The 13,567-nt window shown below is 62.4% G+C and carries 7 protein-coding genes and 1 tRNA gene; 5 read left to right on the top strand and 3 right to left on the bottom strand.

Annotated elements, in window-relative coordinates:
- Window positions 1–28: 28 nt before the first annotated feature.
- From tssH to QZY01_RS21160, 3 genes are read left to right on the top strand one after another with little or no spacing between them, the layout of a single operon-like run.
- Entirely contained in the window at window positions 29–2,749 is a 2,721-nt protein-coding gene (gene tssH / locus QZY01_RS21170) for a type VI secretion system ATPase TssH (protein ID WP_294541183.1), read from the top strand.
- Between the two features lie 30 nt (window positions 2,750–2,779).
- The gene (locus QZY01_RS21165; RefSeq protein WP_294541182.1) at window positions 2,780–3,280 is read left to right on the top strand and encodes a hypothetical protein; all 501 of its coding nucleotides are present in this window, start codon (window positions 2,780–2,782) and stop codon (window positions 3,278–3,280) included.
- 27 nt (window positions 3,281–3,307) lie between these two features.
- Window positions 3,308–3,583, top strand: a complete 276-nt coding sequence (locus QZY01_RS21160) for a hypothetical protein (protein ID WP_294541180.1) — start codon at window positions 3,308–3,310, stop codon at window positions 3,581–3,583.
- A 109-nt stretch (window positions 3,584–3,692) separates the two neighbouring features.
- Here the strand turns inward: QZY01_RS21160 and QZY01_RS21155 are convergent, their stop codons facing one another.
- From QZY01_RS21155 to QZY01_RS21145, 3 genes are all read right to left on the bottom strand, one after another.
- Window positions 3,693–5,138, bottom strand: coding sequence for a class I SAM-dependent methyltransferase (locus tag QZY01_RS21155; RefSeq protein ID WP_294541178.1), 1,446 nt, complete (start codon window positions 5,136–5,138; stop codon window positions 3,693–3,695).
- 394 nt (window positions 5,139–5,532) lie between these two features.
- Complete coding sequence (locus tag QZY01_RS21150; protein ID WP_294541176.1) at window positions 5,533–10,272, bottom strand: hypothetical protein; 4,740 nt, start codon at window positions 10,270–10,272, stop codon at window positions 5,533–5,535.
- Between the two features lie 275 nt (window positions 10,273–10,547).
- A tRNA-Arg gene (locus tag QZY01_RS21145) sits at window positions 10,548–10,624 on the bottom strand.
- Window positions 10,625–10,757: 133 nt separating this feature from the next.
- Between QZY01_RS21145 and QZY01_RS21140 the strand changes: the two genes are divergently transcribed.
- Window positions 10,758–11,567, top strand: a complete 810-nt coding sequence (locus tag QZY01_RS21140) for a thermonuclease family protein (RefSeq protein ID WP_294541174.1) — start codon at window positions 10,758–10,760, stop codon at window positions 11,565–11,567.
- Window positions 11,568–11,775: 208 nt separating this feature from the next.
- Window positions 11,776–13,230 (top strand): M48 family metalloprotease, encoded by a 1,455-nt coding sequence (locus QZY01_RS21135; protein WP_294541172.1) that lies wholly within the window; start codon window positions 11,776–11,778, stop codon window positions 13,228–13,230.
- Window positions 13,231–13,567: the final 337 nt, after the last annotated feature.

The following is a 13,567-nucleotide window of genomic DNA, read 5'->3' as shown; positions in this document are numbered from 1 at the left end:
TCCATAAGAATTTTGGCGGGGGGTCAGGATGACTGATATCAGTCTGGAAGCGGTGACCGGCAAGCTGAACCGAATCGGCTATGAAGCCTTCATTCAGGCGCTCAGGCACGCCAAGGGCGCCGGCAACCGCAACGTCGAACTGGCGCACTGGATTTTTCACATACTGCGCAACGACCGCAGCGACCTCGCTCTGACCTGCGACCATTTCAAGCTCGATCGGGCGCGGCTCGCCTCAGACGTCTCCCGCGTCGTCGAAGGTTTCAAGAAGAACGAAACCGAAATGCCCGGCGTCTCCAACACCATCGTCGATCTGCTCGACAGGGGCTGGCATTACGCGACCCTGTTCTTCGGCGAGACGCAAATCCGCACCGGCCATATCCTGTCCGGCGGTCTCAAATCGACCGAACTGCGCCGCGCCTTCATCGCCCTCTCGCCGGAGTTTTCCAAGATCGCCGTCGATCAGCTGGCCAATGAATATGCGAAAATCTGGGCGGATTCGGAAGAAGAGAACCTTCGCCCGATGGATGGCTCGGGACTGCGGGCGGAGGGGACGCCGGGCGCGGCGGCGGCGGCCGGCCCGCGCGGGCAAACCGCGCTGGATCGCTATTCGCAGGACCTGACGGCGAAGGCGGCCGCCGGCGAAATGGACCCGGTGCTTGGCCGCGACGAGGAGATTCGCCTGCTGATCGACGTGCTGATGCGCCGCCGCCAGAACAACCCGATCCTTACCGGCGAAGCCGGCGTCGGCAAGACGGCGGTGGTCGAGGGTTTCGCCCAGCGGATCGCCGCCAATGACGTGCCGCCGGCGCTACGCGGCGTGCGCCTGTGCGTGCTCGATGTCGGCCTGATGCAGGCGGGCGCCTCGATGAAGGGCGAGTTCGAGCAAAGGCTGCGCTCCGTCATCGACGAAGTGCAGAGTTCGCCGCAACCGATCATCCTGTTCATCGACGAGGCGCATACGCTGATCGGCGCCGGTGGCCAGGCCGGCACGGGCGACGCCGCCAATCTGCTGAAACCGGCGCTGGCGCGCGGCACGCTGAGGACCATCGCCGCCACGACCTGGGCGGAATACCGGCAATATATCGAAAAAGACCCGGCCTTGACCCGGCGCTTCCAGCCGATTCTGGTGGACGAACCCGATATCGCCCGCTGCTGCCAGATGCTGCGCGGCATTCTGGCGCCGATGGAAAAGCACCACAAGGTGCGCATCTCCGATGCGGCGATTGTCGCGGCGGTCAACCTGTCCAGCCGCTATATTCCGGCGCGGCAATTGCCCGACAAGGCGGTGAGTCTGCTCGACACCGCCTGCGCGCGCGTCGCCATCAGCCAGAGCGCCACCCCGGCGGCCATAGCCGACGCCCGCGCCGAAATTTCGGCGCTGGAGCAGGAGAAAGCCGCTCTTGTCTCCGACCGCGATCTCGGCGCTCCCAACGAGACGCGAATCGCCGAAATCGACGAACAGGCCAAGGCGGCCGGCGAAAAGCTGGCGGCGTTCGAGGCGGCGTGGGAATCCGAACAGAAGATCGTCGAGGAAATCCGCTCGTTGCGGGAAATTCTCGCGGCGCCCGATGAAGGCGCCGTTAGGACAAGCGCCGATAAGGAAGCGACCCGCGTGTCGTTGAACGAAAAATTCACGGCGCTCGACGGCATCGACGCCGAAAAGAGAATGATTTACGCCCATGTCGACGAACAGACGGTCGCCTCGGTGGTTTCCGACTGGACCGGCATTCCCGTCGGCAAGATGGTAAAGGACGAGATCGAAAACGTCCTGCGCCTGCCGGAAATCCTCAATCGCCGTGTGATCGGGCAAAGCCATGGCCTCGCGATGATCGCCAAGCGGATCGAGACCAACCGCGCCAAGCTCGACAACCCGAACAAGCCGATCGGCGTATTCATGCTCTGCGGCCCCTCGGGCGTCGGCAAGACCGAGACCGGCCTCGCGCTGGCAGAAGCACTTTACGGCGGCGAGACCAATATCATCACCATCAACATGTCGGAATTCCAGGAGGCGCATACGGTCGCGACATTGAAGGGCGCGCCTCCGGGCTATGTCGGCTATGGCGAGGGCGGCCGCCTGACCGAGGCGGTGCGGCGCAAGCCTTACAGCGTCATCCTGCTCGACGAGGTCGAGAAGGCGCATCCCGACGTGCACGAGATTTTCTTCCAGGTGTTCGACAAGGGCGTGATGGAAGACGGCACCGGACGACGGATCGATTTCAAGAATACCTTGATCATCCTGACCTCGAACGTCGGCACGGACCTGATCATGGAAATGGCGCGGGACCCGGACACTCTGGCCAATCCCGAAGCGCTCGCCGCCGCGCTGCGGCCCGAGCTTTTAAAGGTGTTTCCGGCGGCGCTGCTCGGGCGCATCGTCACCATCCCCTATTTCCCGCTGTCGCCGGAGATGCTGTCGGGCATCGTGCGCCTGCAACTCGACCGCATCGGCAAGCGAATCCGCGACAACCACAAGGCCGATTTTTCCTATGACGACGCCGTGGTCGCTCACATCGTCGCGCAATGCAACGACCCGGATTCCGGCGGCCGCGTCATCGACAACATCGTCACCAATACGCTGCTGCCGGCGCTCTCGCGTGAATTCCTGAAACGCTCGCTGGCCAAGGAGGAATTGACGCAGGCGCGGGTCAGGATTGAAAATGACGCCTATTCCTATTCCTGGGGAGGCTCCGAGGCGCCAACCGGAACGCCGCAAGGCGCGCCGGAATCGGGCGCCGAAGGACCGCAATGAAGCGACAGGCCGGTGATCTGTGACGAAGCCATGACAGCGGCGCTTGCTCTCAATGCCCGGGTTCGAATGACCGGCTTCGTCACCAAGGCGCTGTTCCTGCGCGGCAGGACGACGAACGAACTGGAAGCCAGCCTGGGCTACGCCAAGGGCCGGCTCGATGGGGGTTACTGGCTGCTGTTTCTCGAACAAACGCCCACGCCAGCGGATTTCGAATTCATGGGCTATTCGCAAATGTCCGGAGGTGTGCCTCTGGGCCATCTGAACTCGTCCGGCGGCCTGACGGCCGAGCAATCCCTGCGCGCCGGAGGGTTCGATATGACGCGCCTGAAACAGAAGATCATCCGCGAGGTATTCCGAATTTCCGGTCCGGAACGTCTCGCCAAAGTCATTCCGCTCGATCCGGCGCAGGGGCCAACGCCCTATCCGCCGGGTGGCGGCATCCCGCAATGGCGCATCGTGGAACCGGGCCTGCTATTCTGGGTTGCAGAACAGGTTGCGCCGGGAAGCGCTTATTTTGGCAGGTATGTTTGACGCCAGGAAAAATCATTGGAGAGCGCCATGACCGTCAATCGTTTCGAACAGGTCGATGAGCTGCAGGACGACGCCCTGAACCTGTCTTTGGCGCAATCGCCGGAAGGTCAGACCGGCCGCGTCCGGGTCCCTCACTCCGCCGTAGAGGGAAGACTGCCCGGCGGCGTCGATAGCGGCGACGTTCCCGCGCGAGATGCTTTTCGCGGCGCGGTCAAACTGGCCAACGACCTCAAGCTGGCGATCGTGGTGATCGATCCCGACAATGTCTGGCAAAAGGAATGGGGCGAATTGTTTCGGGCCTAGCTGATGGAAGGGACTGGTTCTGCATGGCCAACGCCACCCCCAGGACAATTTCCGATGAAGACCGGCAAGATGTGGACGACGTCCGACGCTGCTTGAACAAGGCGCAAGCTCACCGCATCAACAACCTGTTTCCCGCCACTTCCCTCAGCGCGTCCGGCATCATCCGGCGCGCCTCCTCGATCGTCTTGCCCGCCTGCGCTAACAGGAACTGCGCCAGATCCTCATGTGTGTGCGTCCCGTCCAACTGTTGCAAAAACACGTTCCAGAACGGGTCTTCCATCCGCACCGGCTTGTGGTTGAGGGCTGCGAGCACTGCTTCGCCGCGTCGCGCCTGGGCCCGCGCCAGCGGACTGGCCAGCGGTTTTTCTGCCGGCGTCAGCGTGAAGATCGGCGGTTGCGTCGAGAGCGTCACCGCACTGTTGACGTAAAGGCGCAACAGCGCTTCGACCGCTTCGGGAAACGCCGCGTAATCGTCGAGCTGCACAGCCGGTTCCCGGGTTAACCCGTCGAGCAGACCGCCGAGTTTTTCGTCGTCGGTCTCGAACTCGACGCCGCTTTTCTCGCGGAATGCAAAGGCCTTTTTGCCAGGGCCGGGCGCCGCCGTCAGATCGGCGGAAGCGTAAAGCCCGACCACCCGGTCTGGCGTCGCGATGCGCTCGATTTTCTCAGCCTTTCGGCAGAACAAGGACCAGCGAAACGGCCGCATGTCGGTGAAATCAAGCAATTGTTCGAATTTCACCCAGTCGCCGCCCGTCTGCTTTCGCGCCGCGTCGAAGCGGACCGAAGGAAACAACCCGTCGTTAAGTACGGAAGGATGGGCGTCGGCGAGATATTCGAGCCCCTGCGCCCGTGCGGCAGCGCAAACATCGGTAAGGAATTGCGGCTCCCAGACCTCGCCCATTTCATCGTGAAACAGCACTTCGATCGGCCGCTCCAGATTGTTTTCCGCGGCCTCAATCAAGGCTTTCTGGAAAGGCTTGTCGTCCGACCAACCCGACATCTGATATTCCAGAGCCGAGCGCGCCGCCGCCATGCGCTCCTGCGGATCGGCAATGTCGCGCAGCGCATAGCGCAGATAATCCCGGATCGTTTCGCGGACGCGGCAGCCGGGAAAGACATTATAACTGATGAAGGCCAGACCATTGGCCGACAGCTTTTTCCCGATCATCGCCAGCAAGGCGGCGCGCACATCGGCGGCGACCCAGGAATAGACGCCGTGCGCGATGATGTAATCGAATTCGCCTTCGACGGCCTGTTCATCGCGGATGTCGGCCAGCCGCAATTTCAAATTGTCGAGGCGGGCTGAGCGGATCGTCTCGGCGCCGCGCGCTATCGCCGATTCGGCAATATCTATCCCTATAAATTCGGAATTGGGCGCCCCCACCGCCATGCTGGCGATATTGACGCCCTCGCTGCACGCGATTTCCAGCACGCGGCAGCGGGTGAAGGGCGCGCATTTTCGCCCCAACAACTGCGCCAATGCGCCTGTCCTTGCCGGATGGGTCCGGGTATTTGGCCAGTTCGGATAGCGGACGCGATCATAGATCGTCGGCATGTGCTTCCTCGCTAGAGCATATTCCCAACAAATTGGAGACTTTTTGGATAAGAATACGCAGTTAAATAGATGATTTGAGCATTCTAATGTTTTCTCGAAACATACGAATGCACGAGTTTCAGGCAGCAGCCGCAGCCATTTGGGTCTTGATTTGCGTGTAATCGCGGCTCACGATCACCCATCGCACTTGCCGTTTCCCATCGCCATCCACGGAGCTTCCTGAATCTTAAAACTTCTCGGACGGTTCGGCGATTCTTAAAAAAGGCGCGGCTTGTGGGATCGCGCCCGCTTTTTTCCTTCCAGCTTCAGCAGGGCGCGCAAGCAGCCCGGCAACTCAAAAAAAGAGAGCCCCGCGGCTCTCTTTTTCCTGGATTCCGGTTGGCGCGATTGGGCGTCAGAACTGCCAGCGCAGGCCTGCGTTGATCGCTTCGCCGCTCATCCTTTGGCCGAACCGCACGTCGCCGCGCACGAAGCCCGAGAGGCCGGGCAACGGCGAGGAGAAGGCGGAGCCTAGGCCAAACTGGCCGAAGGTGCCGATTCGGTTGGTCGAGACGGTGACATTGGTGCTGTCCGACCCGGTCGTCAGGTTGAGCGAACTGAAGCTGTTGCCGGCGAATTCGTGCCAGACCGACAAGGTGCTGTAGGGCGCCACGATGAGGTCGCTGGTCGCCTGGAAGGCCGTGCCGACGCGCAGGCCCGCGCGGCCGGTCGCGCTCTCGAAATTATTCCACTGGATCGCGTTGTTCCCGGTGGAGCCGGGGGCATTGACTGCAAGCGGATTGACCTGCGCGTTCGACCACAGGAAGGCCAGCGAAGGTTCCGCGTACCAGCCGGTTTCCCCGATATTGTAATGATATTGACCGTTGACGATGCCGCTCCAGCCATTGCCCCGGTCGGAATTGGAATTATTGGCGATCAGGCCCTGGGACGAATAGACGTTCATCATGTAAAGGTCGCGGCGGACCAGAACGTCGAAGGAGTAGACGCCGTTGGTCAAGGCGCCATAGAGGCCGTAGAACGGCGCTTCCAGCGTCATGCTGGTCGGACCGGAGGAACTGGAGCCGCTGACCGTGCCGCCATGCAAGCCAAGGTTGGCGTTCCAGTTGGTGTTGGCGATGTTGTAAAGGCCAAAGTCAAAGCCGCCATGGAAGCCGGAGATCGACGAATTGGTGGTGGCGCTGACCGATTGCGCGGCGGCGCCCAGCCCCTGGGATTGAACGACGCTGGCAGTCTTGGTGGTGAAGCCGGCGGCGCGGGTTCGCACCCAGGCGCCCATAGAGAACGTATCGGGTTTGGGATCGTGCGGACCGGTGATGAAGGCCGAAGCCGGTTCGGTGAAGACTTCGTTCAAGGTCGACAGCATGCCGCTGACCGAGCCCATCAGATTGCCGACGGCCGAGGCGTTGACGACAACGCGCTGAACATAATTGCCGGGCGTGGCCTGACCCAGCCATTCCTGCAGGATGCCGGAGGGGGCCGCGATCAGCTGCGCCCCAGGAATGGCGAAGGGGCTGGGCGAGGTCGTCGCAAAGGCGTTGGCGACGGTGAAAGTTCCTCCGGCGCCGCCGGTCACGACCGGCGTATCCGCGTGGTAGGCGACCGTCGTGTTGTTGGTGTTGATGAAAAGGGTCGTCGCGCCCGACACGGGCCCGCCCTGGATGATCAACTGGCTCGACGACCGGGCGTTCAACAGCGAACTGATATAGATCGATCCGCCGCCGGCATAGCCGTTTTGCACCACCAATTTGTTGTTGGACGAGGCGTTAGGGAGACTGATCGCGCCCTGATTGGCCAGCGAACCGACGGTGAGCGCCCCGATCTGTCCGGGGGCGACCACGTTCAGACTGGCGCCCGCCGCATTATTGACGGCGCCGCTGATCGTCCCGGTTCCATTCAATATTCCGGAATTGGCGATATTGCCGTTCCATATATTGCTGGAGTTGATCGTTCCGGTGCTAGAGGCGACATTGCCGTTCCAAATTCCGGTTGTTGTATTGGTGATCGTCCCGGTGTTGGTCGCGACATTGGCGTTATAGGTGCCGCTGTTGGTGACCGTTCCGGCATTGTTGAGGGCGTCGTTGACCGTGCCGCCGAGGGCTACCGTGATCGTGCCGGTCACATTATTGGTGACGCCGGCAAGAGCCGAGAGGGTCGCGCCATTGGCGACGTTGATCGCGCCGTTGTTGGTGATCGCGCCCGGACCCGCCGCCGTGTTGGTGTAGGTTCCGGCGTTGACGTTCAGATTGGCGCCCAGCGCGTTGGTGAATACGCCGTTGCCGTTGAAGTTTCCGGTGACGTTGAAATTGCCGGCGTTGTTGTTGATCGCGCCGTTGAGGGTCCCCTGGGCGTTGAATGTGCCGGTATTGGTCAGGCCGCTGTTGAGGACGCCGGTCGGGTTGTTGAAGAACGTCGCGCCGTTGGTCACCGTCACCGCTCCGGTGATCGCGCCGGAGTTCGACAGCGTGCCGGCGTTGATGGACGCCGTGTCGATCGTCCCGCCGGCAAAATTAGTCGCCAAGCCGCCGGCGTTGGTCAGGCCGCCGACGACGACGCCAGTCGCGTTATTGTTGAACGTCCCGCTGTTGAGCACGCCGGCGTTCAATTGATTATTGTTGTTCGCCGAGCCGGAATTGGTCAGCAGCCCGCCGACCGTGCCGGTCGAATTGTTGAAAAATGCCCCGGCGTTGGTCACAGCTCCGGTGATTGCGCCGCTGTTCGACAGCGTCCCGCCGTTGACGGTCGCGGTGAGGATCGTGCCGCCGGCAAAGTTGGTGGACAGGCCGCCTGCGTTGTTGATCAGGCCGACGCCGACGACGACGCCGCCCGCGTTATTGTTGAACGTCCCGCTGTTGACCACGCCGCCAATCAACAAATTCGAATTGTTGGCCGTTCCGGCATTGGTCAGCAGGCCGCCGACCACACCGGCGGCGTTGTTGAAGAACGCCGCGAAATTGATCACCGCCCCGGTGATCGCGCCGGAGTTCGACAGCGTTCCGCCGTCGACCGTCGCGGCATCGATCGAGGCGCCGGCAAAATTGGTCGAGACGCCGCCCGGGAGATTGTCCAGGCCGCCGAGAACGACGCCGCCGGCGTTGTTGTTGAACGTCCCGCTGTTGAGCACGCCGCCGTTCAACTGATTGGAGTTGTTCGCCGTACCCGAATTGGACAGCAGGCCGCCGACCGTGCCGGTTCCGTTGTTGAAGAACGTCCCGGCGTTGGTCACCCCCCCGGTGATCGCGCCGGAGTTCGACAACGATCCGGCGTTGACCGTCGCCGTGTCAATCGTACCGCCGGCAAAATTGGTCGAGGCGCCGCCGAAGAGATTGGTCAGGCCGCCGACGACGACGCCGGCCGCGTTGTTGTTGAATGTCCCCGAGTTGTCGACGCCGCCGTTCAGTTGATTGGAGTTGTTGGTCGTACCGGAATTGTTCAGATGGCCGTTGACTATGCCGGTTGCATTGTTGAAGAACGCGGCGACGTTGGTCACCGTCCCGGTGATCAGACCGGAGTTCGAAAGCGATCCGGCGTTGACCGTCGCGTTGTCGATCGTGCCGCCGAAATTATTGGTCGAGGCGCCGCCGGCGTTATTGGTCAGGCCACCGACGACCGTGGCGCCACTGTTGTTATTGAACGTGCCGCTGTTGCTGACGCCCGCGTCCAGCGCCGCATTATTGTTCGCTAAACCCGAGTTGGTCAGGAGGCCGCCAACCGTGCCGGAGGCGTTGTTGAAAAACGTTCCGCCCGCATTATTGGTCACCGGGCCGGTGATCGCGCCGCCGCTGTTCACGAGCGTTCCGCCGTTGACCGTCGCCGTGTCGATCGTGGCGCCCGCATAATTATAGGTTACGCCGCCGGCGTTGTTGATCACGCCGCCCGTGACGGCGCCGCCCGCATTATTGTTGAAGGTTGCGGCATTCGTCACGCCGGCGGAAACCGTCCCCGAATTGGTGAAGGTTCCGGTCGTGTTGACGATGGAACCGGTCCAGGTCGCCTGGTTGTCGATCGTCCCTCCGGCGTTGTTGCCGGTTCCGGTCCAGGTTCCCTGGTTGGTAATCAACCCGCCAGCAACATTGGCGCCGGCGTTGACATTGCCAACCCAGTTCGCGCCGACGGAATTGGTGATGGTTCCAGTATTCGACGCGATATTGGCGTTATAGATGGAGTTATTGACGACGATTCCCGAATTGTTCAGGTCGTCGGCCGTCACGCCATTGTTGATCAGCGTAGCGCCAGCGTTAATCGTCACCGCGCCAAACGAGTTCGACCCGTAGAAAAGAGTGGTTCCTCCTGTCACCGTGACATTGGTTCCGCTGACGTTGCCGATTGCGCCGGCGAACGAGGTGATGCCCAGGGCGCTGATCAAGACTCCGTCATGGATCGTGCCGCCGCCCGAGACCGTCACGCCGCCATCCTGGGTCTGCGTCGTGCCGCCCAGGTTCAGCGTGCCGCCCGTGACCGCCAAAACGCCCGTCGTCGCGCCCAGCGTTCCGGCGCCCGAGAGGGTCAGGAAGCCTGACGCGACGGTCGTTCCGCCCGAATAGGAGTTGGCGCCGGCAAAAGTGGTCGTCCCGGCGCCCGTGAAGGTCAGGCCGCCCAAACCCGTGATGCTGGCTTGCGAAGTGAATCCCAGCGTGGCGCCAGAACTCGTGTTGGCGACCGTATTCGAATTCAACTGGAGGGTGACGGGGGCGCTAAAGCCAAAATCCGCAACCCCGGCGTTGGTCTGCACATTGATCTGAGCCGATCCTGCCGCCACCTGCATGATCAGCGTGCCGCCGCCAAAGGTGTAGCCGCCAACGTTCTGCGGGCCGGTAAGGTTCAGTGTGCCGATCGTGTAGGGACCGCCCGAGAGACTGACGGGGTAGATGGTGGAAGCGAAAGGATTGCCGAACGTGGCGGTCGCGCCAACCGCATTGGGAACGGTCGCCGGAGAGTTCCAGTTGCCGGCGGTTCCCCAGGCTCCCGGGCCGCCATTCCAGGTCTGCGCCGAGGCCGGCGACGGGATTGACTGGGCGGCGAGCGCCAGTGCGAAGATCGACACGCTCGACAGATAGAAGCGGCGTTTTGCGGCTTCCGGACGCGAAGACGCGCGGCGCGCGTCCGGCGCCGAACTGAGTTTGGAAAATTGAAACATGAAGCCCCCGGCAAACGCAATTCGGATTGCCCTCAGTCCTATCGGAACAAGGAAAGAGTGCAAGCCCGGCAAAGGCCCCCGCCTGCCGACCCTATGCCGCGCCGACCGCGCTTAATGGGCTAAGTCACTGAGTTAAAACGTATTTATGTCTAATCTTGCAGGAATTTCCATAACGCCGGTCAGAAAAAACTCAAACAATGTGGCCGAAAGAACACAAATATCGGACCGAGCTTTGGCTTCGGGCCAATGACGAAAAAGAAAGAAAAACAGGGAGATGGCGTCCCGGAAGGGATTCGAACCCCTGACCTACGGTTTAGGAAACCGTTGCTCTATCCTGCTGAGCTACCGGGACACGGTCCGGGCGGGCGTAGATTCGCGCCAGCCGCCCGGAGGCGCTTCTCCCCTACCACAAAAATTCCGGCTGAAAAACCTCCGGGCAAAAAAGCCATGGCGCGCCGCCGCGGCGGGTTTAATCTGGCGGCGTCATGAAAATGCGCTGTTTCATCCTCGTCGCCCTGGCGCTTTGTCTCGCCGTCCCGCCGCGCGCGGGTCGAGCGGCGGAGGTTCCGGCTTGCGATGCCGCCGCCCCGCACGAAAAAGCGCTCTTCGCCAGCGTCGATGAAAGGTTGGAAATTATTCTGGCCGATGGCCGCAGGGTCTATTTTCCGACGCTGGAGCCGCCGCGCGCGACCGCCATCGAGCCCGAGCGGCCAAAACATGTCGCCGAGGAACTGACCTCGCTGCTCGAGGGCAAAAGTCTCGACCTTATTGCGCTGGGAGTGCGGGATCGCTGGGGGCGGATTCCAGCCCGGCTGTTCGTCGAAGGCGAGGCCGAATCGGTCGAGGAAATCCTCGCCGTCTCGGGCCTCGTGATGGCGAGCGGCGCGTCGGCGAACGGCGAATCGGGCGCCTGCCGCAAGGCGCTGCTGGCGGCGGAAGCGGCGGCGCGCGGCGACCGTCTCGGGATCTGGGCCGATCCGGAGTTCGCCGTAATTTCGCCGGGAGACGGCGCAAATCTCGCCGCCCGCGCCGGGATTGTGACTTTGGTCGAGGGTCGCATCGCCAGCATCGGCCATACGGCGCCGCGTCTTTACCTCAATTTTGGCGCAGGAAGCGGCGGCTTTTCCCTGACCATCGCCCGGCGCCTTCTGCCCCTGTTCGATCGCGCCGGACTGGCCGAGAAAAACCTGCTTCATCAATCGATCCGCGTGCGCGGCGTGGTGGAAATTGGGGCTGCGCCGCAAATCGAATTGTTCCATCCCGATCAAATCGAGTTTATGGAAGACCGCAGATGACACGGGTTCGACGTGTGGTTCGGCCTTTGGCTCACGCTTGGAGCCGGCGTCGCGCGAAAGTCGGGCGCAATTTTCAAGGACATGCCTTTTCCGATCCGGGCGGCAAAGGTTTTCGACAGGGCGACGGGCGCGAATGGCGGCAGTAGGGGGTAAAGGGACGCGGGGGCGCCCGGCGGCGTGTACGTGGCAGGCCAAGACGCGACAGGATTTGGCGCGAGGGGCTGTTGCCGCCGCGCTGCTGCTGCTCGCCGGTTGCTCGACGCTGGAGCGCCAGGGCGGCGGGCCGGATGTTTCCATCCCGCCGGTCGCCCCTTCACCCCCCGAGGCCGCCCCGAAAACGCTGGCGGAGTCGCCCAATGAAGCCGAGCGCAAAAGACTGATCGCGCTTTATGGCGGCGAATATCGCTGGCCAAGGGCGGAGAACTATCTCAACGACGTGCTGGTCCGGTTGGCCAAAGCCAGCGAGACGCCCGGCCAGCCCTATCGCGTGACCATTCTCAATTCGGGCGTCGTCAACGCCTTCGCCTTGCCCTCCGGCGACCTGTTCGTCACGCGCGGATTGCTCGCCCTGGCCAATGACACATCGGAAGTCGCGGCGGTGATGGCGCATGAAATCGCCCATGTCACGGCGCGCCATGCGTTTTTGCGCGCCGAGCAGGAAAAGAAGGCGGCGGTGATCGCCCAGGCGGCGAGCGTGATCCAGAGCCGGCAGAAGGGGAAGGAGGTCGAGGCGAGTTCCGCCATGACCATCGCCGGCTTCTCGCGCCAACAGGAGCTGGACGCCGACCAGATCGGGATCGGCGTGACGGCGCGGGCCGGCTACGATCCCTTCGGCGGCTCGCGCTTCCTGAAATCTCTTGCCCGCTCCAGCGCTTTCCGCGCCTCGCTGATGGGCCAGAAGGGCGCCGAAAAACCGGATTTTCTCGCGAGCCATCCCTCGACGCCGGAGCGTATCGACGCCGCCTTGCAGGCGGCGCGGCAGATCGGAGGGCCGGGGCTGGGCGAGGCCGCGCGGGCGCCCTATCTGGCGGCGATCGGCGGCATGGCTTTCGGCGACGATCCCACCGAAGGCGCCATAAGGGGCCGCAAATTCATTCATCCGCGCCTCGGCTTCGCCTTCGAGGCGCCAGAGGGATTCGTTCTGGAAAATTCTTCGCAGGCCGTGCTCGGCGTGGCGGATGGCGGCGCCGAGGCCTTGCGGCTCGACAGCGTTCGCACGCCTCAAGGCAAGACGCTGGCCGAATATCTGAATTCGGGCTGGATCGACGGTTTGCTGGAATCGTCGATCCAATCTGCCGAAATCAACGGCATGCCTACTGTACTGGCCCATGCGCGCGCCGGCGAATGGAATTTTCGCGTCGCCGTCATCGCCTTCCATGAAGATTTCTACCGCATCATTTTTGCCGTTAAAGCGCTGACGCCGGAGGCGGACGAGCGTTTCATCCGGTCGATCCGCTCTTTCGCCCCGATGACGCCGGAAGAGGCGGCGCGGGCGCAGCCGCTGCATCTGCGCCTCGCCATCGCCGGGCCGATCGACAGCGCCGAGTCGCTGGCCGCGAAAATGACCGGCGTGGACCGCTCGCTCGACCAGTTTCTGCTGCTCAATGAGTTGGAAAGCCCGGCGCTGCGGCTGGGCGAAACCTACAAGCTGGTCACCAATTGACGCCTGTTTTCGGAAGGTCATGACCTAGTAACATTTTTTTCTTGTTTCATGGAAATACGAAAATGCTCAAGGCGTGAATGCGCCGCGAACGTGTCGTCAGCCGGGAGTCTTTCGGCATGGTTTCCTGCTTGTTGCAATGAATTCGTCGATCGGGACGGGTCGCGACCATCGACGCATTGCTGCGCGAAGTCACGACAAAAAAAGCGGCGGGTTTCCCCGCCGCCGATTGATGTTGGATTTAGGCTTCGATCAGTAGTTGTAGGCCTTTTCGCCATGTTCGGCGATGTCGAGACCTTCGCGCTCCTGATCGGGGGTCGGACGCAGGCCGACGATCAGA

The sequence above is a fragment of the uncultured Rhodoblastus sp. genome, from assembly GCF_903903185.1.
GTDB lineage: Bacteria > Pseudomonadota > Alphaproteobacteria > Rhizobiales > Beijerinckiaceae > Rhodoblastus.
Note: the sequence above shows the minus strand (reverse complement) of the source record. Positions and strands in the feature narration are given on the sequence as shown.